General features: G+C 35.0%; 22 protein-coding genes. 7 read left to right on the top strand and 15 right to left on the bottom strand.

Translation table 11 applies throughout. The annotated features are described in order from the left end of the window. Positions 1–192 precede the first annotated feature (192 nt). Positions 193–2,739, top strand: a complete 2,547-nt coding sequence (locus ACT5E3_RS13600; RefSeq protein WP_444994086.1) for an efflux RND transporter permease subunit — start codon at positions 193–195, stop codon at positions 2,737–2,739. Between the two features lie 115 nt (positions 2,740–2,854). Here the strand turns inward: ACT5E3_RS13600 and ACT5E3_RS13595 are convergent, their stop codons facing one another. The 9 genes from ACT5E3_RS13595 to ACT5E3_RS13555 form a co-directional block, all read right to left on the bottom strand. Continuing rightward, positions 2,855–3,259: a SufE family protein gene (locus ACT5E3_RS13595; protein WP_444994085.1), complete on the bottom strand. Its 405-nt coding sequence runs from the start codon at positions 3,257–3,259 to the stop codon at positions 2,855–2,857. Between the two features lie 59 nt (positions 3,260–3,318). Further along, positions 3,319–3,852, bottom strand: coding sequence for a putative Fe-S cluster assembly protein SufT (gene sufT / locus ACT5E3_RS13590; protein WP_444994084.1), 534 nt, complete (start codon positions 3,850–3,852; stop codon positions 3,319–3,321). 3 nt (positions 3,853–3,855) lie between these two features. Next, a complete protein-coding gene (locus ACT5E3_RS13585) occupies positions 3,856–4,218 on the bottom strand; it encodes a HesB/IscA family protein (protein WP_444994083.1) in 363 nt (120 codons plus the stop codon). A 19-nt stretch (positions 4,219–4,237) separates the two neighbouring features. Then, complete coding sequence (locus tag ACT5E3_RS13580; protein ID WP_444994082.1) at positions 4,238–5,491, bottom strand: aminotransferase class V-fold PLP-dependent enzyme; 1,254 nt, start codon at positions 5,489–5,491, stop codon at positions 4,238–4,240. A 21-nt stretch (positions 5,492–5,512) separates the two neighbouring features. Next, positions 5,513–6,829 (bottom strand): Fe-S cluster assembly protein SufD, encoded by a 1,317-nt coding sequence (sufD, locus tag ACT5E3_RS13575; RefSeq protein WP_444994081.1) that lies wholly within the window; start codon positions 6,827–6,829, stop codon positions 5,513–5,515. A gap of 61 nt (positions 6,830–6,890) precedes the next feature. Next, positions 6,891–7,634: a Fe-S cluster assembly ATPase SufC gene (sufC, locus tag ACT5E3_RS13570; protein ID WP_444994080.1), complete on the bottom strand. Its 744-nt coding sequence runs from the start codon at positions 7,632–7,634 to the stop codon at positions 6,891–6,893. 41 nt (positions 7,635–7,675) lie between these two features. Beyond that, complete coding sequence (gene sufB / locus ACT5E3_RS13565) at positions 7,676–9,115, bottom strand: Fe-S cluster assembly protein SufB (protein ID WP_444994079.1); 1,440 nt, start codon at positions 9,113–9,115, stop codon at positions 7,676–7,678. Positions 9,116–9,142: 27 nt separating this feature from the next. Continuing rightward, complete coding sequence (gene iscR / locus ACT5E3_RS13560) at positions 9,143–9,613, bottom strand: Fe-S cluster assembly transcriptional regulator IscR (RefSeq protein ID WP_444994078.1); 471 nt, start codon at positions 9,611–9,613, stop codon at positions 9,143–9,145. A gap of 132 nt (positions 9,614–9,745) precedes the next feature. Next, complete coding sequence (locus ACT5E3_RS13555; RefSeq protein WP_444994077.1) at positions 9,746–10,510, bottom strand: inositol monophosphatase family protein; 765 nt, start codon at positions 10,508–10,510, stop codon at positions 9,746–9,748. A gap of 466 nt (positions 10,511–10,976) precedes the next feature. Between ACT5E3_RS13555 and moaB the strand changes: the two genes are divergently transcribed. Both moaB and ACT5E3_RS13545 read left to right on the top strand, forming a co-directional pair. Next, positions 10,977–11,477, top strand: a complete 501-nt coding sequence (gene moaB / locus ACT5E3_RS13550; protein WP_444994076.1) for a molybdenum cofactor biosynthesis protein B — start codon at positions 10,977–10,979, stop codon at positions 11,475–11,477. A gap of 62 nt (positions 11,478–11,539) precedes the next feature. Beyond that, positions 11,540–13,288: a DUF885 domain-containing protein gene (locus tag ACT5E3_RS13545; RefSeq protein WP_444994075.1), complete on the top strand. Its 1,749-nt coding sequence runs from the start codon at positions 11,540–11,542 to the stop codon at positions 13,286–13,288. 96 nt (positions 13,289–13,384) lie between these two features. On the opposite strand, the gene ACT5E3_RS13540 is transcribed toward ACT5E3_RS13545, so the two are convergent. Then, complete coding sequence (locus ACT5E3_RS13540) at positions 13,385–14,689, bottom strand: HD-GYP domain-containing protein (RefSeq protein ID WP_444994074.1); 1,305 nt, start codon at positions 14,687–14,689, stop codon at positions 13,385–13,387. A 546-nt stretch (positions 14,690–15,235) separates the two neighbouring features. Between ACT5E3_RS13540 and ACT5E3_RS13535 the strand changes: the two genes are divergently transcribed. Beyond that, positions 15,236–16,426, top strand: a complete 1,191-nt coding sequence (locus ACT5E3_RS13535; protein ID WP_444994073.1) for an NnrS family protein — start codon at positions 15,236–15,238, stop codon at positions 16,424–16,426. A 42-nt stretch (positions 16,427–16,468) separates the two neighbouring features. On the opposite strand, the gene cmoB is transcribed toward ACT5E3_RS13535, so the two are convergent. From cmoB to ACT5E3_RS13515, 4 genes are all read right to left on the bottom strand, one after another. After that, the gene (cmoB, locus tag ACT5E3_RS13530; RefSeq protein ID WP_444994072.1) at positions 16,469–17,458 is read right to left on the bottom strand and encodes a tRNA 5-methoxyuridine(34)/uridine 5-oxyacetic acid(34) synthase CmoB; all 990 of its coding nucleotides are present in this window, start codon (positions 17,456–17,458) and stop codon (positions 16,469–16,471) included. Positions 17,459–17,495: 37 nt separating this feature from the next. After that, complete coding sequence (gene cmoA / locus ACT5E3_RS13525) at positions 17,496–18,221, bottom strand: carboxy-S-adenosyl-L-methionine synthase CmoA (RefSeq protein ID WP_444994071.1); 726 nt, start codon at positions 18,219–18,221, stop codon at positions 17,496–17,498. Position 18,222: 1 nt separating this feature from the next. Beyond that, positions 18,223–18,942 (bottom strand): dipeptidase PepE, encoded by a 720-nt coding sequence (gene pepE / locus ACT5E3_RS13520; protein ID WP_444994070.1) that lies wholly within the window; start codon positions 18,940–18,942, stop codon positions 18,223–18,225. A 144-nt stretch (positions 18,943–19,086) separates the two neighbouring features. After that, positions 19,087–19,620: a TetR/AcrR family transcriptional regulator gene (locus ACT5E3_RS13515; RefSeq protein WP_444994069.1), complete on the bottom strand. Its 534-nt coding sequence runs from the start codon at positions 19,618–19,620 to the stop codon at positions 19,087–19,089. A gap of 549 nt (positions 19,621–20,169) precedes the next feature. On the opposite strand from ACT5E3_RS13515, the gene ACT5E3_RS13510 reads away from it, so the two are divergent. The 3 genes from ACT5E3_RS13510 to fnr all read left to right on the top strand — a co-directional run bounded on the left by ACT5E3_RS13510 (position 20,170) and on the right by fnr (position 23,377). Next, on the top strand, positions 20,170–20,949 hold the full coding sequence (locus ACT5E3_RS13510) for a glucosaminidase domain-containing protein (RefSeq protein ID WP_444994068.1): 780 nt from the start codon (positions 20,170–20,172) through the stop codon (positions 20,947–20,949). 147 nt (positions 20,950–21,096) lie between these two features. Continuing rightward, on the top strand, positions 21,097–22,479 hold the full coding sequence (gene hemN / locus ACT5E3_RS13505) for an oxygen-independent coproporphyrinogen III oxidase (protein WP_444994067.1): 1,383 nt from the start codon (positions 21,097–21,099) through the stop codon (positions 22,477–22,479). Positions 22,480–22,645: 166 nt separating this feature from the next. After that, on the top strand, positions 22,646–23,377 hold the full coding sequence (gene fnr / locus ACT5E3_RS13500) for a fumarate/nitrate reduction transcriptional regulator Fnr (protein ID WP_444998604.1): 732 nt from the start codon (positions 22,646–22,648) through the stop codon (positions 23,375–23,377). A 48-nt stretch (positions 23,378–23,425) separates the two neighbouring features. On the opposite strand, the gene ACT5E3_RS13495 is transcribed toward fnr, so the two are convergent. After that, the gene (locus ACT5E3_RS13495; protein WP_444994066.1) at positions 23,426–25,213 is read right to left on the bottom strand and encodes a hypothetical protein; all 1,788 of its coding nucleotides are present in this window, start codon (positions 25,211–25,213) and stop codon (positions 23,426–23,428) included. Positions 25,214–25,331 lie beyond the last annotated feature (118 nt).

The following is a 25,331-nucleotide window of genomic DNA, read 5'->3' as shown; positions in this document are numbered from 1 at the left end:
TCCTGAATTATTTTGTCACATAATAGTCCATAGAATGTGACAAAGTGGTAGTCAGCATTGCTCTGACCAGTATAAAATACAAAACTGCTTAAAACTATGAAATTTTCGTATTTATTGTGCACAAATTAGCCTGATAATCAAAATTTTATTAGCAAAAAATAAATGATACAAATTTTTATTTAAGGGATATTTATGCCTACTTGGTTAAAATTGTTTTACTCTGAGTATGTTTTAAAACACATATGGGTTACGACAGCTGCTTTTATTGCCATTATTGCTATTATTGGCTCTCATACTGTGTATTTTCGTATGGATGCTTCTGCTGACTCGTTAGTTTTGGAAAACGATCAATCGTTAGAATATTATCGCAAAGTGAAAAAACGTTACGGGACTGACGATTATTTATTTGTAACTTTTAAACCCAAAATCACATTATTTTCAGATGAATCAATTAAACAATTAGGCGCTCTCAAACAACAGCTTGCTAAATTACCTGATGTTGAAGCGGTTATTTCACTCATTGATGCGCCATTGTTTGATGCAAAAACAGTCAGTTTAGCTAGTATTGAAGATGATTTATATTTTATTGGAGACAAAGGCGTTAATTTATCAAAAGCGAAACAAGATATTTTAAATATTCCTTTATATAAAAATCTTTTAGTTAGTAGTGATGCTGAAACAACTGTGATTCAAGTTAATTTGAAAGGAAATAAAAACTATTTCAAACTCAACGATGAATTAAGAAAATTACAATGGAAACGTTTAAATAAAGGACAGTTAAGCAATTATGAAAGACAAGCGGAACTCAATTTAAAACAGGAATTGCGGTTACTTGCTGACGAACTTGCTACACGAAATGAACGTGTCATTAATCAAATCAGGCAAATGAAAGCTAGCTATGTCAATGTAGCGGATATTTATCTTGGTGGGATCCCTATGATCGCACACGATATGATTGAATATGTTAAAAATGATTTGGTAGTTTTTGGTGTTGGTGTATTTTTATTATTGATTGCAATTCAGGCGTTTATATTTAGACGAGTACGCTGGATTATTATTACTTTAGGTGGTTGCGTTATTACCGCTATTACCAGTATGGGAATACTGGGGTTAATGGATTGGCCTGTTACTGTTATCTCCTCTAATTTTGTTGCATTGCTGCTTATTATAACCATGTCACTTATTATTCATTTGATTGTACGTTTTCGTCAAGTCGAACGTGATTTTCGAGAAATGAGCTACAACGATAAAATTGTAGAAACCTTATCTTCTATGTTTACCCCTTGTGCATATACGAGTTTAACAACAATTGTCGCTTTTGGATCTTTGATGGTTAGTGACATTCGACCGGTAATTGATTTTGGAAAAATGATGATAATGGGAGTTAGTCTTGCTTTTGTAATTGCTTTTATGATTTTTCCTATATTAATGCGTTTGAGAAAAAAATCTGGTTTAGATCGTCGTAAAGAAAGTGGCTTTTTTACATTTACTAATCACCTGGCAAAAATATCTGATCGTTGGCGCTGGCAGGTTGCATCTATTGCAATTCTAATGAGTTTAACGAGTGCCTGGGGGATTAGTTATTTGTCTGTAGATAATCGCTTTATTGATTATTTTAAATCAGATACTGAAATACATCAGGGAATGAAAGTGATTGATACCGAACTTGGTGGAACAACACCTTTAGAAGTTATCATCGAACGTTCTGCAATAGAAGCAGATTTTGCCTTTATTGAAGAAGAAAACGAAGAAGACGAGTGGGAAGAAGAAGAAGAGTTTCAAGATGAAAATAAGGATGCTTCAACTGAAACTCCACGCTTGTGGTTAACATCACATGGCATCAATAAGCTACACAAAATTCAAAACTTTATAGATAGTCTTGGTGTGACTGGCAAAACACTATCGCTAGCTGCAGGTTTACAAATTGTTGAACAAATTAATGGTAATCAAAGGCTCAGCGATTTTGAGTTGTCACTGTTAGAAAAGAAAATTCCGGAAGATTTACGACAGCAGGTGATGTCCCCATTTTATGATAGAGAAAATGATGAAGTGAGATTTCTTATTCGAGTTAAGGAAACTGATCCTCGTTTAGATAGAAATAAGCTCCTAGCGGATATTAGTCAATTTTTAACCGATGAGTTGAAATTTTCTAAAGATAGCTTTCACTTTACTGGCATGTTAATTTTATATAACAATATGCTTGAAAGCTTGTTTAAATCACAAATTTTAACACTGGGTGTTGTTTTTGGAATTATTTTAACTATGTTTGTCATTTTATTTCGCTCATTTAAATTGGCATTAATTGGCATGTTTCCAAACCTGGTCGGCGCTTGTTTTGTTTTAGGATTAATGGGGTGGTCTGGTATTCCTTTGGATATGATGACAATTACCATTGCTGCTATTAGTATAGGAATAGCGGTTGATAATACCATCCATTATATCCATCGTTTTAAGCAGGAGTATGCTAAATTAGGTGATTACACCCAAGCAATGTATGCATGTCATGATACGATTGCAAGAGCAATGTACTTTACATCGATTACCATTATTGCCGGTTTCTCTGTACTGGTTTTATCTAATTTTATGCCATCAATTTATTTTGGCGTATTTACAAGCCTAGCAATGTTTGTTGCGCTGTTGGCAAACCTGACACTTTTACCTGTTATGTTACTTTTGATTAAACCACTCAAAGTAAATGCTGGTGAAAGTCAGACAGTAGAAGTTACAACAAACCACTAATAATAGGTGTTAGTTAAAGAGTTTCGGGTGAATTAAAGGAAGTAGAAAGGCTAGCTTAATTCACTCCACTCTAATTATTATAATTAAAATGGAGTCTGATATATTTCAAATAAATTTAGGTTTTATCTTTGGCCATTTGAATGATTTTTTCCACCATTGCTTTTAATCCATTGCCACGTGTTGGACTTAAGTGCTTGACTAAATCGAGTTGATCAAAATAACTTTGTATATCAAACTCGATTATTTGTTGAGGTGTTTTATGATTATAAGCTGCCATAACTATCGCTAATAAACCTCTAACAATATGCGCATCACTGTCAACTTGAAATTCGAATTTTTCATTGTTAAAAACAGGGTTGATCCAAACTTGGCTCTGACAACCTGGAACTAATTTTTCATCGGTGCGGAGTTCTGCGGGAAGCTCGGGAAGTGATTTACCTAAATCTATCATGTATTTGTAACGATCTTCCCAACTATCGAAAAAGCTTAAAGTATCAATAATTTCTTCAGGTGTTGTCATTTATAAGAGTCCAACTATATATTATTTTATCGGTCAATTGTTTGATTTAATATGTTGTTTTAGAAAAACATGCCTGTTTCTAATTTTGCCTCATCACTCATCATCTCTCGTGTCCATGGTGGATCGAAGACTAAATTAACATCAACTTCTTTAACATTAGGGACTTTAGCAACACGATACTTGATATCGCTAATCAATACTGGTCCCATACCACAGCCAGGGGCTGTCAGAGTCATGGTAATTAATACAGAATGGTTTTGTTGATCAATATCGACAGAGTAAATTAGTCCTAGATCAAGCAGATTAACAGGTATTTCTGGATCATAAATACTTTTTAATGCTTGAGTGACTTGTTCCTCAATAATCAATGGTGAGTTATTATTTTCAAATACTAAAGCTTCAGCTTTTAACCCTAAAGCAGCAGCATCAGTACCATCGACTCTAGCCATATTACCGTTAACGGCAACAGTATAATTTCCACCTAATGCTTGGGTTATAGTAACAAAAGTGTCTTTGGGAATATTAATTTTCGTACCTGAGGGCACTAGTCGTGCTGGACAATCAGAGATTGCGACTACCATTTTTTTTTGCATTAATTACTGCTCCACACTAAAACTTTCGCCGCAGCCACAATGAGCCGTTGCATTTGGATTAGTGAATTCAAGGCGAAAATTAACGCCTTCTTGAATGTAATCAACTTGCGTTCCTTTAATAAGAGGCATTACTTTAGGAGAAATAAATAAGTTCAGCTGTTCATTTAATTGATAAACCAATGCATCTTCTGCAGGATCAAAAGCCAGTTCGAGTAAATATTTGAAGCCAGAGCAGCCACTTTCTTTAATGTTAAACTCGATCCCTTTTGCTTTTTTCTTTTCAACTTGGCTCGCTAAATGCTTAACCGCCTTTGGGGTGAAGCTAACTGGAATAATAGTGTTTGGATTGTAAGTTTCAACAGTCATAATAAGATCTTTGATTTAATTACATTAAAAACATTTTTGCTTTTTCTAAACCGGCAAAAAGCTCATCGATTTCTTGTTTGGTATTATAAAAACACAAGGATGCACGTATAGTCCCGCTTAATCCTAACGCATCCATTAGTGGCATAGCACAATGGTGTCCGGTTCTAACGGCAATTCCTTGTTGATCTAAAATCATGCCAACATCTTGTGAGTGACAGCCTTCAAGTATAAAGCTTAATACTGAAGTTTTATTACAGTCGCTACCAATTATTTTTAATTCTGGGATTGTTTTAGCTTTTTCTGTCGCATATTCAATTAATTCTATTTCGTAGTTAATTAATTCATCGCGATCAAATTGTTGTAAATAATCAACAGCGGCTCCCATTGCTATCGATGCTTCTATATTCGGCGTACCGGCTTCAAATTTATAGGGAAGTTGATTAAAAGTTGTTTTGTTAAAACTGACTTTCTCGATCATCTCTCCACCACCATGCCATGGAGGCATAGACTCTAATAAGTTTTGCTTGCCATACAAAATACCTATTCCTGTTGGAGCAAACATTTTATGACCTGATAGAGCATAAAAATCACAATCAAGTTGTTGTACATCAATGACTAAATGAGGAGCTGCTTGTGCACCATCAATTAGTACCTTAGCGCCATACTGATGAGCTAATGGGATGATTTTTTCTATCGGGTTAATAACTCCCAAAGCATTAGATATGTGACCGACTGCAACTAATTTTGTTTTATGTGAAATTAATGATTTAAAATGTTCAAAGTCTAACTCGCCATTGGGTTTGACATTGATTGGTTTGATTAAAGCACCGACTTGTTCGCTGAGCATTTGCCAGGGAACAATATTTGAGTGGTGTTCTAAAGTTGAAACAATAATTTCGTCTCCGGCTTGTATGTTTTGTTTACCCCAAGTTTGTGCTACTAAATTAATAGACTCTGTTGTTCCTCGTGTCCATATAACTTCTTGTCTTGATTTGGCGTTAATAAAGGCTTGGACTTTTTCGCGAGCATTTTCAAACAACTCTGTCGCTTTATCACTGAGTGCATGTGCACCGCGATGAACATTTGAATTAATATGATGATAATAGTTTTCTATTGCATCAATAACTTGCTGTGGTTTTTGCGATGTTGCTCCATTATCTAAGTAAACAAGAGGCTGTCCATTAACTTTTTCATTGAGTATCGGAAAGTCTTGTCGTACCAATTTGATATCAAATTGGCGTTTTGTATTGTCTAGTTTTGCATTAGTACTCATGAGTATGCTTCTATAATCGTTTTAGGCAACACGAGACATATAGTCATCGAGTAGGGTGCTCAAAAATGTTTGTACAGGAACATTTTTAATTGTATTTAAAAGTTCTTGAATAAAAGCAAGGCTTAACATTTTTTTTGCTTGCAGAGCATTTATTCCTCTTGTTTGTAAATAATAGAGTGACTTATTATCAAGTTGTGCAACTGTTGCTCCATGAGCGCAGCTAACATCATCCGCATAAATTTCTAACTCGGGTTTAGTGTTTATTTCTGCTTCATTAGTTAATAACAAGTTTTTATTATTTAAGTATGCATCCGATTTTTGTGCATCTTGAAAGATGTGAATTTTTCCATTAAACGTTGCACTTGCTTTATCTGCAATAATACCTCTAAATATTTCATTGGTATTACATCTGGGAACTTGATGTTCAATATTAGTATGATAATCTATTGTTTGGCTTTTAGCCGGTAAGTAAATGCCGGTTAAATTGCATTCTGCATTTTCGCCTTTATGAATAACGTCAATATCAGTTCTATTTAATTTACTACCAAGCCCTAAATAAAAGCTGTTAAGTATTGAGTCTTGATGTAAACAAGTCTGTACTTGACTAACTTGTCGCGCAGAATCTGGTTCTAAATTTAGGCGATAATGATTGAATACGCTATTTTCTTTAGCAGTAATAAAAGTTTGTTGTAAAGCGAGTGTTTCGGAGTTTTGGTTGTTTGAATCAAACTGCTCAATCACTGTTATTTCACTAGACTGAGCTAATGAAATAAGAGTTTGTTGTGATGTAATACAATTTTTATCATGTTCACTATTTAAGTAATTTATATATATAGGCTGATTGATCGTGTGATTTCGTTCGACTTCAATTAACAAGCCTGATTGACTGGTTAGCTGATTTAAATCTAGCAATAAATTTTTAGAGTTACAATTCTCAGAAAGCTGTGAGAGAATTAATTCTTGTTGTTGAGCATTCGCATTATCAAAAGAAGTGATTCTCAATCCTTCAATGCTTTCTAGCTTACTTAATGGAGAGACAAGGTAGCCATTAACAAAAGTAATTTCAATTGCATTGGTTAGTTCTATCTTTTTTGTGCTTTCATGAACATTGGCTAACTGAGTTTGGTTAGGTTGTTTGGCTAACTCAAAAACATGTTGTGCCAAAAAGCTGATTTCATTATATTTCCAATGCTCAACTTTTCTATTTGGTAATTTTTTATTTTGAAACTCAGATAAACACTTTTTCTTAAGCGTTTGCATCCAATTTAACTCTGTTTTTAAATCAAACTGCGAAAGTGTTAAGGCTTCGCGATTTTTAAACTCTATACTAAAGCTCATAAGTAGGTGATCCGTATGATGTATTATATTTGATCAATTTAATAACATTGGGTCAACCCAACTATATTTTGTTAATCCAACTATAACCTTTTTCTTCTAATTCAAAAGCAAGTTCTTTACCGCCTGACTTAATGATTTTTCCATCAGATAAAACGTGTACATAATCTGGAATTATATAGTCGAGTAATCGTTGGTAGTGAGTAACAATAACAAAAGATCTTTGAGGATCACGGCAAGCGTTAACACCATCAGCTACTACTTGAAGGGCGTCAATATCTAGACCTGAATCGGTTTCATCTAAAATACAAACTTTAGGTTCAAGTAACATCATTTGCATAATTTCATTACGCTTTTTTTCTCCGCCAGAAAAACCTTCATTTACACCTCTTTTTAAAAAGTCTTGGTTGAGGTTAACGGCTTGGCATTTTTCTCTTGCTAATTTCATAAATGAAACAGCATCTAGAGGCTCTTTGTTTTGATATTCTCTGATTGCATCAACACTGGTTTTTAAAAACTCCATATTGCTCACACCAGGGATTTCTACAGGATATTGAAAAGCAAGAAATAAACCCAGTTTTGCTCGCTCATCAGCATCAAGTTCTAAAAGGTTTTTGTTATCGAGTGTTGCTCCACCTTCGGTAGCTTCATATCCTTCACGTCCGGAAAGCACATAACCTAAGGTGCTTTTTCCTGAACCGTTAGGTCCCATAATTGCGTGAACTTCTCCAGGTTTTACCTCTAAAGATAAACCTTTTAAAATTTCTTTTTCTTCGACTTTGGCGTGTAAGTTTTTTATCTGTAACATCTAAATTCTCTGATGATCTAAAAAAATTATGAGTTCAATTGTTATCCAACTGAACCTTCTAAACTGACTTCTAATAATTTGCCTGCTTCTACAGCAAACTCCATAGGTAGCTCTTTAAATACTTCTTTACAAAATCCATTAACTATCATTGATACGGCTTTTTCTGTTTCTATTCCTCTTTGTTGACAGAGAAATAGCTGATCCTCACTCACTTTTGAGGTGGTTGCTTCATGTTCAATAATTGCATTTGGATGTTTACTTTCTATATATGGAAACGTATGAGCACCACAGCGATCACCAATTAATAAAGAATCACATTGAGTGTAGTTACGTGCACCATCGGCTTTTGGACTCATGCGAACTAAACCTCGGTAAGCATTTTGGCTTTTACCTGCAGAAATACCTTTAGAAATAATTGTCGACTTAGTATTTTTGCCTAAGTGAACCATTTTGGTTCCGGTGTCGGCTTGTTGGTAATTTCGGGTTAAGGCTACAGAATAAAACTCTCCAATACTATTATCGCCACGTAGAACAACAGAAGGGTATTTCCATGTGATAGCTGAGCCGGTTTCAACTTGAGTCCATGATATTTTGGCATTTTTATGGCATACACCGCGCTTAGTCACAAAATTATAAATTCCACCTTTGCCATTTTCATCACCAGGATACCAGTTTTGAACTGTTGAATATTTTATTTCAGCATTATCCAGTGCCACTAATTCAACAACTGCTGCATGAAGTTGGTTTTCATCTCGCATTGGTGCAGTACAACCTTCTAAATAACTAACATGGCTGTTGTCTTCTGCAATAATTAGTGTTCTTTCAAATTGTCCTGTTTTGGCCTCATTAATTCGAAAGTATGTAGATAATTCCATTGGACATCGAACGCCTTTAGGAATGTAAACAAATGACCCATCACTAAAAACAGCAGAGTTTAATGCGGCAAAATAATTATCTTTTTGTGGGACGACCGAGCCAAGATATTTTTTTACTAGTTCTGGGTGAGAGTGAACGGCTTCAGAAATAGGGCAGAATATAACACCTGCTTCAGACAGTTTTTCTTTAAAAGTTGTTGCCACAGAGACTGAGTCAAATACGACATCTACAGCCACTCCTGCCAATATTTCTTGTTCATGTAGCGGTATTCCCAATTTGTTATAGGTTTCTATTAATTCAGGATCAACTTCATCTAAACTTTTAGGTGCATCATCAATGCTTTTTGGGGCCGAATAAAAAGAAACATCCTTAAAATCTATTTTAGGATAAGCAAGGTGAGCCCATTCGGGTTCTTGCATTTGTTTGAAGCTTTCGTAAGCTTTTAAACGCCAATCTAATAACCATTGTGGTTCTTTTTTCTTAGCTGATATAAAACGAATGACTTCTTCATTTAATCCAGGGGGTAATGTTTCGGATTCAATATCAGTAATAAAACCAGCAGCGTATTCGGTTTTTACTAATTCATCTATTATTTCGTCAGACATTAAACTTTAACTCTCAGTCGCTATACTTTAATTTAAAGGGGCAAGATTTATTTTGTGTGTGTTGTGCTCTTGGTTTTTACGTTCCATAGCTTGTTGCTCATTTTGCCGAATTAATTCTCCAATAGTAATTTCATCTAAAAAAGAATTAATTCTGTCGCTCAAATCAACCCATAAATTATGAGTTAGGCATTGTTTTCCATCATGACAATTGGCTCTTCCTTCACAACGAGAAACATCCATTGATTCGTTAACCGCGTTGATTATGTTAGCAACACTAATATCATCGATTGAGCCATTAAGCTGATATCCACCACCTGGACCTCTTATACTTCTCACTAAATTTTCTCTACGCAATTTTGAAAATAATTGTTCTAAATAAGATAGCGATATGGCTTGTCTTTCTGAAATGTCATTTAAATTAACGGGATGATTGATGCTGTTGATAGCCAGGTCTAACATTGCTGTAACCGCATATCTTCCTTTGGTAGTTAGTCGCATGGTGTGCCTCAAATTAATACTGGGACCCTAAAGGGCTATTAAATAAAGTTATATTCCCTAAAAGAATTACGCTTATTTTCTAATAACCCAGTAATTTAGTCAAGTAAACCGTTTGATTTAAATGGATAATGCTCAATTAATCGCTTTTAGCATTGATTTAAAGGCTTTGGGGGTAGCAGCCAATAACGAATCGCTTTGCTCATAATTTGGATTACCATGTATATCTGAAACCATACCACCAGCTTCTTTTACGATTAAAGCACCTGCTGCAATATCCCACTCATTGAGCCCAAACTCCCAAAAGCCATCATATCGACTTGCGGCAACATATGCCAAGTCTAGCGCGGCAGAACCAGCTCGGCGCATATCTGAACAATGTGGGTAGAGCTTACTGAATACCGACATGTATTGTTCTAACTTTTGTTTGTTTCGAAAAGGAAACCCTGTTGCTAACAAGCTATGCTCAAGCCCATTGGTATTACTGACTCTGATCCGTTTACCATTTAGTTGTGCGCCTCTACCTCTAACTGCGGTAAAAAGTTCTTCTCTTATTGGATCATAAATAGCGCCAACTTCAGTACGGCCTTTGTAGTTACAGGCTATAGATACGCACCAATGAGGCACTTTTCGAATAAAATTGGTTGTACCGTCAATTGGGTCAATTATCCAGACATATTCACTAGTACCTGTTTTTCCGCTTTCTTCACCAAGAAAAGCGTGATCGGCATAAGAGTGAGCAATGGTATCAATGATAAGTTTTTCAGCTGCTTGGTCAACGTTGGTCACATAATCATGTTGAGATTTGCTTTGAACAGAACGAATTTTGTCAGATTCGCGAATAATAAAATCACCAGCTTTACGCGCAGCGCGCACAGCAATTGTTAGAAATGCTTGCATTTTCAAAGGTACCTAAATTGTTTAATAGCGGAACAGGGTAGTGAAGCACAGCAAAATATATTTCGACTCATTTTGCCTCAAACCTGAATGGGCGCAAGTATAACGGAAAAGAGCGTATCTGAAAACATTAGACTATATCGATTTCTTATAGCTTATTTACTGCCGAGACTAAAAGATTAAGTAATTAGATTTTGTTAAGGGTTATTGGTTAATTTTGTAGTTATTTTACTCAAATGATATTTCTTTAATGAGGCGGGGAAATGAGTCACAAATTATAAAATGTAGGTGTAATAGCTTAAGTAGGCGTTGTTTTAAAATAGTCAACTTTTTTCTAGGTTTTGGTATTGAGTTAAATATGTTGGCGTCACTAAAGTTAATTGGTGTATCCTTTGTTTTAAATCATTTAATCTTAGGTTCATTTTGAGCCACTTATCTATTAACTGCATTAAGTTTTGGAGAACTAGCTTTGTCTAATTTGAATATAGCGGTTTTGACCGTATCTGATACACGTACTTTAGAAACTGATAAGTCTGGTGCTTATTTGGTTGAAGCACTTGAAGAGTCAGGACATATTGCAAGTCAAAGAGAGATTGTTAAAGATGATATATATCAAATAAGGGCTGTGGTTTCTGGTTGGATTGCTAATAGTCAGATTCAAGTGATTTTGATAACTGGAGGAACTGGTTTCTATAGTCGAGATTCTACCCCTGAAGCAGTTACTCCCTTATTTGATAAAAATATGGAGGGCTTCGGAGAGTTGTTTAGGCAAGTCTCTTATACTGAAATTGGCTCTTCAACTATCCAAAGCCGTGCAATAGCTGGTTTAGCTAATAATACGGTCATATTTTCTTTACCGGGTTCAACAGGAGCCTGTAGAACAGCTTGGACAAAAATAATTAGTGAGCAATTGAATGCCCAATTTGGTCCTTGTAATTTTGTTAAATTACTGACAACTGGTATTCATTAAGCCTGTTAGCTAACTACCCATCATTTAAATAGACAAAAAATAATAAACATTGAGAGTTAAAAATGAAAAATTTACTACTATCTTTTGGGGTGTTGTTTCTTTTAGGGGGAAGCTTTCAATCTCAGGCTGAATCTTCGCAACTACACCAGTTATTTGCGCAAGAATGGCAAGCACGATTAGAGCGCAGCCCATTAATGGCTACAAGACATGGAGTGAAGGGATTTGATCATTTGCTAATGGATGTTTCAAGTACTGCGTATCAGGCTTGGGCCATTAAAACTAAGGGGTTTTTAGATAAGCTCGCAACAATTAATTTCGAAGAGTTGTCAACTGAAGACAAGATTAATTATCAAATATTCAAACAACAACTAGAGAGGCGGGTTAAGCAAATAGAATTTAAGAGCTATCAGATTCCATTTTTATCTGATTCTGGTTTTCATACGCAAATGATGCGCCTCTCAAAGAGTGTGCCACTAAAAACAACAGAAGATTATGAGAACTATTTAAAGAGACTCGGTTCTATTCCAGTATTTTTTCAGCAAAATATTGATAATATGCGCGATGGTCTTAAAAGAGACTTTTCAATGCCTAGAGTGGTTATGAATGGTTTTAGTGAGGTGATTGAATCGGCCTACATTAATGGGTGGGATAAGAGCTCATTATGGGAGCCTTTGGCTAATATGCCAAAGACGATCTCAGTCAAAAAGCAACGCCAATTAAAAGCCAATGCGAAAAAAATATTAATCAATAAAGTCATGCCTGCTTTTAAAAAATTGCATCAATTTTTTGATAAAGTTTATATACCTGGTACCAGAAAGTCGCTGGCAGCCCATAGTTTGCCAAGTGGACGTGCTTATTATCAGTCGCAAGTTGAGCACTATACAACTTTAAATTTAACGGCAGAAGAGATCCATCAAATAGGATTAAAAGAAGTTGCAAGAATTCGCTCAGAAATGGAACAGATTATAAAAAGCCTTAATTTTAAAGGTGATTTTAAAGATTTTTTACATTATTTAAGAACAGAACCTAAGTTTTACGCTAAATCAGCAGAAGAATTGATTAAAGAAGCTTCTTACATTGCAAAACGAATGGATGGTCAATTACCAAAGCTATTTACTCGTTTACCACGACAACCTTATACCGTTGAGCCTGTACCAGAGGCTATGGCGCCTAAATATACAACAGGCCGTTATGTTTCAGCACCGCTAAAAAGTGAACAGCCTGGGATATACTGGGTTAACACTTATGCTTTAGATAAAAGGCCTCTTTATGTATTAGAAGCATTAACATTACATGAAGCTGTGCCTGGTCACCATTTACAAGGTTCACTCAATCAAGAGTTAGACAATTTACCTAATTTTAGGCGCTATTCTTATATATCTGCTTTTGGGGAAGGTTGGGGACTATACAGTGAAAAACTTGGATTAGAAGCTGGCTTTTATAAGGATGCATATAGCAATTTTGGTCGTTTAACATATGAAATGTGGCGTGCTGCTAGACTGGTTATTGATACCGGTATTCATGCTAAAGGCTGGACTAGAGAGCAGTCTATTAATTTGTTAGAAGAGAATTCGGCGCTTTCTACTCATAATATTCGCACAGAAGTTGATCGCTATATTAGTTGGCCAGGCCAGGCTTTATCTTATAAATTAGGTGAACTTAAAATATTAGAATTGCGTCAACGTGCAGAAAAGCTTTTAGGTAACCAGTTTGATTTAAGATTATTTCATGATGAGTTGCTGAAAAATGGTTCGATTCCTTTAGCTGTTCTTGAACAACAAATTGATCGTTTTATTAAGGATAGTCAATAACAGGTAACTCTTATTCATGAGATGACTCATAGGAGTTAGTAGCGTAGCAAGGAGGCTACTTCATTTAGTAATTTGTATTAACCAGATTGAAATTAATTAAATTTGAACTAAAGATGTGAGCCAATTTGTATTACCAAATAGCTTTTCATGAATTTCTTCAGCTTTAATATCAGTACTTGTACTTTTAAGGCTTTTGCATATTTGCATTGGAACCCCATTTGAGTCGGTCGGATCTTTAGCTAAATTAACAATTTTGGGTTTCTCCAACCGGATATTCATACTGTCGGTAACTAAAGCAACTCTGGGTCTTAACCGTGACTTTTCTGGCTGTTCAACAACAACACCAATAGCATTGTTTGTTAATTTAACCATACTGCCTGTGGGGTAAATACCAATAGCTTGTATAAACTCTTCTACTAACTCTCTTTGGAATAACTCTCCGCGAGTATTATATAAATGTGAAATAGCTTCAACTGGTGTTAGAGCTTCTGCGCCAGGGTAGGGGTTAATTAGCTGTTCGTAGTAATCAGCAATACCTGCTACTCGGGCAAGAAAAGGAATTCTGTTACCGACAAGTTGTCTGGGGTATCCAGTGCCATTATTTCTTTCACAGTAAGCAGATAAAATATAGTTAATCTGATGTGAGGTAGAAAACATTTGTTGTGTTTCTTCCAAGGTCAGCTCTACATGGGTTTGGTACTCGTTGGTTTCTTCGTTTGATTGTCGACTATAAAGTAGTTCTTTTGGCAGTTTACACTTTCCTATTGGCGCTAATAATAGAGCAGTTCCAATATCGGTTAAATCTTTTCTAGATAAACCAAGGTACCTAGCAAATACTAAGCCCCATACTGCGCTACGAATAGCTTGTTGATGAAGTGTTTTATCATCATCGCTAATACGGCAAAGCCAAGCAAGTGCGTTAGGGTTTTTTACTATACTACTAACCATTTGCGAGGAGATTTCCTGTGCATCTTGAATATTAATGTAACCATTTTGCATCATACTTTTGTACATTGCCGACATTTGAGCTGTCACTTTTTGGTACATATGAGAGGCCGATTTTACTTCTCTTTTCAATCGGCGAGAGATATTATAGCTCTCAATACGAGGCTTGAATCGAGCTTTTTCATTAATTAAGCGTGCGATTCGAGGATCTATCTGGTTTGCCTGTTTTGTTGCTGCGCCTTTTAGGAATAGTTTTGACGAGACATCAACTTTACTTAAGAACTGATCAACATAAACAACATTACAATAGTGAGAGAGTAAAGCCAGTTCTTCTTGCTTGGTTATATAGAAGCCTTGTATAGGGAAGGGAGTCTGAACCCAAGGCACATCCAAACGAGATATATACATACCTACCTCGAGATTTTGTACTGGAACTTCTTGGGTTGTTAAATGCATCAACGGGCCTCTGCTGTACTACGCTACGATTCATCCCGAACAACAAACACATTCCATATGGGCGAAGTTAACTATACCTTTTCAAAAAAAAAATTGCTGGAACAAGTTCACATTATTGGTCTTACCAAACGATTAAACTGACTTTATAATATAAGCTTCTTTTTTTATTGTTGACTATGAACCTATGATGAGGGTTTTGACACCATCATTGAAATGCAAAAATTAATATTCAAAGTAACATTCACGATTAATTATAAAATCGTTAAAGCTTAAAAACGCTATAAAATTAATAGTTTAGGAATGTGTCTAATTATAGCCGACTTTTTTAAACTATAAAATGCTTTGTATCTACTGTATTGAGATAAATTACAATTTAGATATATTTATATAGGCACGATAATATAAATTACATTAACTTTATCATTTAAAATTTTGATTTTATTGTATAAAAAAATTTAAAACCATAAATATATAGTGGTTATTCAAATTGAATAATGCTGATAAAATATTGCGAGAGTATTTTATTAAAATAGTAGGTAATCTTTTATGGAAACTAACCATAATCAAAACTTTTTTATACCGCTGTTTCGTTTACCATTTAGACCATTTTTTCTCGCGGCAGGTGCTTTCTCTGCATTAATCATTGCTATTTGGGGACTTCATTGGAATGGTAGTTTGGAGTTTAAACCCCAAGGAGGGATCTTATGGTGGCATGGTCATGAGATGTTGTTTGGTTTTTCTGGCGCAGTGCTTGTTGGCTTTTTGCTAACTGCAGCAAAAAATTGGACTGGTTTACCGGGTATGGGAGGGTGGCCACTTATTGCGCTGTTTAGTTTTTGGTTAATTGCACGTATCTGCTTATTATTTTCTGGGAATTATGCGCTTACATTGGCTTATGTATTTGAATCCGCTTTTTGGGTATACGCCTGCTTAACCTATTCACAGATGATAATTAAACGTCGGTTGTGGGCTAATGCACCTTTTTCGTTGGTGCTAGCTGGGTTGGGATTGTTGAGTATTTTAAGTATTCGCTCAACGCAAATTGGTGGAGAAATTATTGGTTACTTACACAATGCTGTTATGTTTTTTATTTTAGTGATTACTGTAATAGGTGGAAGAATAATCCCTTTTTTTACTGCATCTGCAACTTCAACAGAAAAAGTTGAACCTAACAAATTAGTAGAAATATTAACCATATTGTTATCAGTGAAGTTACTGGTTTGGTCTATTATATGGGGGTTGAGTGAACCAAATTATTGGTTGGGCTATAGTGTGGCGCTGCTAGTGTTAATGCAGTTGGTTAGGTTTTCCCGTTGGCCTGTGCGTTTGTCTATAGCAAACCCTATGCTCTGGTCCTTGTACTTGGGCTATTGTTGTCTAATTCTAGGTTTGGCGCTTTTGGCTTGTTACCATTTTTCGATTATTGTTAACCTTTCTGCTGCAATACATGCGATTACTTTAGGGGCTATTGGTTTGATGATTCTAACAATGATGAGTCGTGTCAGTATGGGGCACACAGGTCGTGCCATTGTCGCTTCCAAGTTTTTAGTGTTTGCATTTATCTTGCTTATTATTTCGGTGTTATTAAGAGTTGTTATACCATTAATGGGTTTGGGCGATTATTTGATAATCTCATACGTTACCTCTGCATGTTTTTGGGTTTTGGCATTTTTAATCTGGACAGTGAGTTTTTTACCCATACTGACCCAAACTAGAGCTGATGGACGACCAGGTTAGCTCACCAGTAAGCTGCTTGATGAAGAAACAAATGAATAAGTGCTAGTTTATTGTTGCAATAAGTGTTGCGCGTTTAGGGGCTGGGTAGCCTTCAATTGTTAAGTTATTATCATTTGGATCGAGGTAGTCTTTTAATGAATGAAAATGCATCCAGTCTGTCGTTCTCTGCTCTTTGATACTTGTTTGATTAATATCAACGACTTGAATATTTTTAAAGCCGCACCTGGACATCCACCGTTTTAATGCTTCTGTTGATGGCAAAAACCAAACGTTACGCATTTGTGCGTATCGATCATGTGGAACAAGCACCTGGTTCTCATCACCTTCAATAATTAGTGTTTCCAACACTAATTCACCTTGCGGGCGTATGAGGTTTTTGAGTTCTAGTAAGTGGTTAATCGGTGATTTTCGATGGTAGAGTACTCCCATTGAAAATACGGTATCAAAACCATTTTTACCCATTGCCTCTGGCATATCTTCTATTCCTAGTGGTAATAAATGAACAGGCTGTTGTCCTAAATACTTTTTTATAATTGAAAATTGAGCTAAGAATTTTTGTGAAGGATCAATACCTAAAACAAACTTTGCTTCTTCTCCCAACATTCTCCAGCAGTGATAACCATTACCACAGCCTACATCTAAAATAGTCCTGTTTTTTAATGAAGCAATGTGGTTCTTTATTCTTTCCCATTTCCAATCCGAGCGCCATTCTGTGTCAATATGAATGCCATATAAATCAAATGGGCCTTTTCGCCAGGGATGCAACTGTTTAAGCTGCTCGATAAACTGACTAATTTGGCCACTATTTAATTGAGCTTCTAGCTCGGCTTTGCTGCCAATGCCTACTTGGTTTATTAATTCTATTTTTTCTGAAGATAAAATAGGCAATTGTGCTATTAATGTTTGCCATTGCTTTAATTCTCCATGTGTATATTCAGCTAACTTTTTTTCAGTAGCAGCGACAAAAAATTCACTCCAGCTTTCAATGGATGAGTTTTTTAGATCTTTTTTGAGTAGGTCAAAGTTTATCATTTAAAATGAGCGTTTTTTGGGTTGAATTATAAAATTACTATTTGATAGCAATAAGAGAAGTGAAATTGAATTGTTGTAACCAACAACTAACATGGCTAAACCCAACAGAGCTTAGCCGTTGAATATGTTGCTCGAGAGTGTCTGGTAATAACACGTTTTCAAGCGCGTTTCTTTTTTGGCTTATTTCTAAATCACTGTAGCCATTTTCTTTTTTAAATTGATGGTGTAGCTCGATCATTAGTTGATTTATATCATTATCTTCAAATTCGATTTTTTCCGATAAGACTAAAACTCCGCCCGGATTCATGCCTTGGTAAATACTATTTAAAAGTAATGCGCGTTGTTCTTTTGGAATAAATTGCAGCGTGAAATTTAACACAATCATTGATGCATTGCTGATTTTTACCTGCATAACATCGTTACAAACTAATTTAATCGGTATATTATGTTTAAAAGCATTTATATGTTGCTGGCATCTTTTAAGCATATCTTCTGAATTATCAATTCCAATAATTTGGACCCCTGATTGTTTTATTCCTTTACTCATGGCTAAACTTGATGCTCCGAGAGAACAACCTAGATCGAAACATAACGAATTTGGGGTAACATATTTTGCTGCAAGTTTTTCAATATGCTGAATAATAATACTATAACCTGGTACTGAACGCTTGATCATATCAGGAAATACCTCAGCAACTTTTTTATCAAAGTTGAAAGGATCAGGCTCTTTAGGCTGTGAAAATAGTGTATCTGGCTTTTCCATATTATCTATTTAATAAGTGGCTTATGTTAGAGTTAGCTTGTATGAGCTGTTTACTTTCTTCTTGTTGATAAGAAGAAAAGATAACACCAGATTTGTCGCCTAAATAGGTTAGTTTATTATTTTTTAACTGTAAGGCTGTGCCTTCTGGAATACCGACAACTCTTTTATTTGGGTTGGCAATCAAATACTCATTAATTCGTTGCTCTCTAGTTTCTCCATTGTGTCCTGGTGGATTGCCCTCTAAATAGTGTGGGTTGATTTGAAAAGGAACTAAATTAAGTGATTTAAAGCTAGGGGGCTCAACAATAGGCATATCGTTTGTTGTGCAAATTGTTGGCGCTGCAATATTTGAACCTGCGCTCCAACCAACATATGGAGTGCCTCTTTTGATTAATTGCTGTAGAGGTTCAAGGATTTTTTTTTGGTAAATACAATTAAGTAGGTTAAATGTATTTCCACCACCAACAACTACTGCTTCAGCTGAGTTAACCTGAGAAATTGGATCCTGACTATGGTGTAGTGATTCTATTTGGTAGCCTAAATGCCTAAAGGCTTTGCTAACCATTTCTTCATATTGACTAAAGTCTATAGCGACTCCTGCAAAAGGTATAAACAAGAGCTTTTTTATTGAAGTATCGATATGCTGTTTAAGCAAATATTCTGCATGTTCAAGATAAGCTGTGTTACCCACTCGCGAACTACTCAATAGCAATAAGTTCATATCTACAATAACTAGTAATGGTAAATTTGGCTCATTTTACCTATTTAGTACAATGTCGACTAGTATAAATTACTGTAGCAATGGGGAAAGGAAGCAATTAAAGCCGCAACAAAAACAAAGGAGCGGCTTAATTCGAGTATTGTATTAAGCGCAAGCTAGCTCTTCTGAGGTTTGCAGTCCTCTTAGCGCATTATTTATTGCTTCATTGATTATTTCATCGGATTTTTCCCAGGCAACCATAGGTAAGTTGTAGTAGGCTCCATATATGCCGTAGACAGCCATACCAATAATCTGAGAAATGACCGTTGCATTATTTCCTCTAAAGATACCTTGATCAAGACAAGACTGAACACAATTATGCATCAAGTCAATGTAAGCTCTAGTCCCCATAGCACAATAAATATCAAAGTTTTCTGAAACGTCAGCTTTGTAATCTTGTGTAGCGATCCCTAATTGAAAGCTTTTAGGATTTTCTAGCCAATAGCGTACATTTTTATTCATTAAGAAGTGGATAGTTTGAAGAGGTCCTTCTTCAATAACGTATTGTGGTGGTTTACAGTATTCCCACATGTCCTCAGATATATCCTGCCAGAAATGGCGTAGAATGGATTTTTTATTTTCAAAATAATAATAAATTTTTGTAGGCGCAAAACCTGCTTGAGCCGCGATCTTTCTCATGCTAGTACTTTCGTAACCTTCGTTAACGAATAGCTCTCGAGCGATCTCTATTATATCATTTCTGATTTCTTGCTTTTGGTCTTCCGAAAGCGAAGGCCTTCCAGGTTTACGTTTTAGATTGGACACGATTGAAAATTCTCCTTTTTCTTATTATTAACACGATAAATTGTATTTATTAATATGCTACTGTTATTTTTATTCTGGAAATTGATTGAGATTATAGAGCAATGAGGTATATTTTCTAGATGTAAATTTGACACATTTTTTTTGCGCTATAGTTACAAGAATAATTTAACTTGTTGAATTTAAAAGAGTAATATTTATATATTGAGGATTATTGGCTGTTTTATAGTGTAGATGTTATTGATATTATTCAAATACTTTGAATTGCATCACTAAATATTTGAGAAATATGTAGGTTTTGGCGCGTTGTTTTTGTTGGTAAGTGAAATAATCAATATCTAATATTACTAATATAAGTGATAATATTGATAAAACTTATAGCTAAAAGCAATAAAAAGATTAAACAAGTTAAGGAAAGTGTAATAGATGTCACAACAAGTTAATCGAGATAAATCAGTTTGGTTTGTATTATTTTTAACATTTGCGCTCATTTTAATTATGATACTTCACCATGATTGGGACAAAACTTACACTAAACAACCCACTCAAAAGCAAGAGTCCTTACCTAATTTCTCTGCCATTAAGTCGATAGATAAAAGAAAAGAAGCATTTTTCGATTATTTGCGACCTTATATAAGACAAGAAAATCAACAAATTCGCTATGATCGAGCTTTTTTAAAGTCTCTTGTAAGTGACTTTAGCCAAGAATCGCATCATAACTCTTCAAATTTGCGCAAATTAAAAAGGTTGGCGAAACGTTATCATGTTGAAGTTAAGAATATAGATGAATCTCTTGAAACATTAAACCTTCGGATTGGGATCATACCTGAAGCGCTTGTTTTAGTGCAGGCTGCTAACGAGTCTTCATGGGGACGCTCTCGTTTTGCACGAGAAGCCAACAATTTATTTGGACAATGGTGTTATAAAAAAGGATGCGGTGTTGTACCTAATAGTCGTTTAGCAGGAGCATCTCATGAAATTAGAAAATTTGAATCCCCCCAAGCGTCTGTAAAAAGTTATATGCGTAACCTGAATACCCATCATGCTTATCGAAATTTTCGAAAACTAAGAGCTAAACTAAGAAAAAATGATATCAGAGTGACTGGAATCCGCCTAGCACAAGGTTTAGTCAATTATTCTGAGCGCCGAGAAGCTTATGTGAAAGAGCTCATTAAAATGATTAAACAGAACAACTTGGAAAAATAGTTAGAGGGGAGGATAGGTGAGAGTCATTAAGCTTTAAATGTAAAATATACAGGCTTTTCTGATCCAGATCACGGTAGTTACAGAGCAAAGTGATATGGTGTTGGAAATTGACTTATATCCAATATTGCATTCTGGTGGGGAGGACGTTTGAAAACAATAACGTTAGAGTGGGACAAAGATCTGCTTAATAAATATGATATTTCTGGACCCCGCTATACTTCCTACCCAACAGCATTAGAGTTTTCTGAAGATTATCAGCGCGAAGACTATATCACTTGCCTTAATAGTGTTTCTACTGATAAATCTTTATCGTTATATATACATATTCCGTTTTGTCAGAATATTTGTTACTACTGTGCTTGTAATAAAATTATTACTAAAGATAAGTCAAAATCATCAGAATATGTGAAATACTTAATTAAAGAAATTCAGCTGGTTTCTAAACAGCTAAAGGCAAAAACACTTCGTCAAATTCACTGGGGAGGCGGGACGCCTACTTATTTAACGATGGAACAAATTAGTGAAATCATGCAAACAATTCGTGGGTGCTTTACTATTCCGAATGAGTCTTCAACAGAAATTTCAATAGAAGTAGATCCACGAGCGCTGGCAATTAATGATATTAAAGCGCTTTCATTACTTGGTTTTAATCGAATGAGTATGGGAGTTCAAGACTTTGATCCGAAAGTGCAAGCGTCAATAAACCGGGTTCAATCATTCGAAATGACACGCGATATGATGGTTGAAGCAAGAAAGCATGGGTTTCAGTCAATTAATCTTGACCTGATATATGGTTTGCCACATCAAACTAGAGATACATTTAAAGCAACTTTAGATAAAGTTATCGAAATATCACCCGATCGAATTTCAGTATTTAATTATGCCCATTTGCCTCACCGATTTAAGCCACAAAGACGAATCAACAGTAGTGAGCTTCCTTCTGCATTTGAAAAATTGGCTATTTTTGAGTATATCATCAAGAAGTTGCAAGCTAACGGCTATTTGTATATCGGTATGGATCATTTTGCGAAGCCAAACGATGAGTTGGCTATTGCACAGCAAAATAATTGCTTACATCGTAACTTTCAGGGATATACAACTCATGAAGAATATGAATTGATTGGCGTGGGTGTTTCATCAATTGGCTCTATAGGAGGACAGTACCATCAAAACATTCGTGATGTTGAACCTTATTATGAAGCGTTGAGCCAAGACCTGCTACCAACCTGGCGTGGTGCAAGTATGTCGTTTGATGATAAAGTCAGAAAAGCTGTTATTTTTGGTCTGATTTGTCATTTTGAAATATCAAAAAAAGAAATTGAAGAAACATTTGCAATTGATTTTAACCAGTATTTTAGAAATGAGCTTGACTTATTGACGCCTTTTATTACGGATGGTTTGTTGAAAGTAGATGGTGAAGTGATTCAGGTGACTAATCGAGGTCGGTTATTAATTAGGAATATTTGTATGATGTTTGATATTTATCTCAATGAAATGCAAATAATAAAAAGTTTTTCAAAAGTTATTTAATTAGGTTTTAACATCTCAAAATAGAAAATAGACAGTAAGCACCTTTTTGTGAGCAAAAAGCTTAAAATAGCCCAATTTATGTAAAACAAAAGTGAATTTTCTGATCCCTTAAAGCTTTTAATCGAGTATAATGACTTGGTATATTCATTAGGGGGTTAGATTGAAAGTGTCTTCTAGTAATTCGTTACATAGTGGGATTAAGTGTCAAACTTGCAGTATTAAGCGTTTATGTTTGCCAGTGATGCTAGCTGATTCTGATATTGAGCACTTAGAAAATATAGTACAGCGAAAAAAAGTGCTTAAAAAAGGTGAGTTCTTGTTTCATGCTGGTGATTCCTTTGATGCAATTCATGCAATCCGTTCAGGTAGTTTAAAAACATATACCATTAGCTCTGATGGCACAGAACAAATTACAGGTTTTCATTTACCTGGTGAAATAGTCGGCTTAAACGCGATCAGTAGTACACAATATCCAAGCTTTGCAAAAGCGCTCGAAACTTCATTAGTTTGTTCTATTCCATTTGATAAACTAGAGTCGCTCGCTCGCGAGCTACCGGGATTGCAGAAACAAATATTTAAAGTAATGAGTGGTGAAATTCGCGAAGAACAAGATTTGATGATGTTGCTGAGCAAGAAAAATGCTGATGAAAGGTTTGCGGCTTTTATTATGAACTTTTCGGCACGTTTTAAAAGAAGAGGCTTATCTGATAAAGAGTTTCAGTTGACCATGACTCGGGGTGATATTGGTAACTATTTAGGTTTAGCTGTAGAAACAGTGAGTCGATTAGTGACTCGTTTGCAAAAACAAGGACTCATCGCTATTCAAGATCGATACATACAAATCGTTGATATGCAGGGGCTAAGTACATTGGCCGGTACTGCCTGCCACGTTATCTAATGTAATTGTTGAAGATCACATTTTGATGAGTTATTACCTTTCATAAGCTTAACTATCAAAGTTAAGCCTTTCCTTTATGGCATTTTCTAAAAAATCACAATAAATATCTAAACTTTTAATATTCTCTTTTTTTGTTAAAAAATAAGGTGAAGCGAAAGTGTATTTTAGTAAAAGTATTTTCTGATTGGTTGTATTGCCAGTATCTTGAGTTGTGAATTGTAGATTATTAAAAAAATTGACTTTTTCTGATTGTGCTAAGTCATGGATATCAAGCGGCGCAATAGTACTATTAAATAAGTCTACATATAATGAGGATTTAGTATAACCACTCAAAGTATTTTGTATGCGTTTTAAAAAATCATTCATTTGTGATAATGAATGATTATTAACAGGGTTAATAATCATTACAAGCACATTAGTTTCAGGCTTAAATGGTAAATAAATATTAACGAGTTGGTTAAGTTTGTCTTTAAGGCGAGTTATTTTTTTATAAAAATACTCTGTTGCAACTAGCCATTGTTTGGCAGATTTTTTAAATTTATTTGTATTCAAAGGCTTATATTTATGATTTAAATATGCCTCTGTTGGACATCTTTCAGAACAGGAATCACTAATAAAATCATTATTTATAGGGTGTTTGTTGGGCTCGTTAATTTGATTAGTTGAGTTATATGCAGAGCTATTGAGTATTTTCATAGCGTTTCTATTGTTGAGAATAAAGCAGCCTGCGCCTGGTAAATAATTGTCTTGCGAGGGAAGAGCTGCGGTAATGCTATCTGTTAAGTTGAGAGATTGAAAAGATTGGTAAACATTTCTAGAAGGAAAATAAGTATAATCTTTTTTAAGTAACTCATATGTTAGAGGTTGGTTATTTTCGTCTTTAAATAAAGTTGTAAAATAAGTAGCATTTGATGCATCGATATGAGTATAAAAATTTAATCCTTGTTGGGAAAATTGTTGTTGTAATTTAATAATTGAATGGATCGGATCAATACTGCCAAACTCCGATGTACCTAAAGTACCGATAACCGCTAAAACAGGTATGTTTTGTAAATGTAATTTGACTAAAATTCTCTCTAGCTCATTGAGATCTATTTTAACATTTTTGTCTGTTGCCACTTTTATCAGTGAAGCACTACCAAAACCAAACTGTCTCATAGCCTTACTCCAAAAGGAGTACGCACTTGATGAGACTAAAACAACGGGTTGGTGAAGTTTCCAATGTTCAGCAAAAAAACCTGCTGTTCCCATTGTTTCTAAACGATTTTTTTCTACTAGTTTTACATAGTTATCTAAAATATCATTACCTAATTTTAATTTTATTTTTTTGAAAATTAATTTTCTTAAAAGGAGTATGTGATCAATTGATAAGTTGGTTAACTCCCAAAGTGTATATTCAAGAGGATTACGTAAGATATGACTTTCAATAGTGACTTCTATGTTCATTTCTTTCATGGCTTCAATGAGAGCTATTGGATAATATTTGATTGACCTAAAGCTTGTTAAGCACTCGTAATTGGCCTCTATTCGATTATTCAATAAACTTCCAAAAACACATGGAGTATGTTGGGGGTTAGTGTTAAAACCTAATGACTCGGTGAGTTGTTTAGCCGCTTGGCATCTCACAACCATATTATCTAGCTGGGAGGTTGGTTGAGTAATAACCTTACTAAGTATGGAGAATATTTCTGGTAGTCGATCACTCGTTAATATAGATGTTAATAATTTTTGTAAACTGTACTGCGTGCAGTCAGAGTTATTCTGTAAATGCCATTCGGCTGACAGTTCTTTGAGAGGTTTCAATTGTTGTTCTACTTCTCTCGTATATTTAGTCACTATTTATTCCAATGATAGTTAGTTGGTGATAAATGATTTATTGCTTTGTATGGTGTAAAATGAATTTTTAGTAGTCTGTTTAGTTTGACAGTTATCGTCGATACGCAATTTGATCTGA

The sequence above is a fragment of the Aliikangiella litoralis genome, from assembly GCF_052495765.1.
This window is presented reverse-complemented; position numbering and strand designations above follow the sequence as displayed.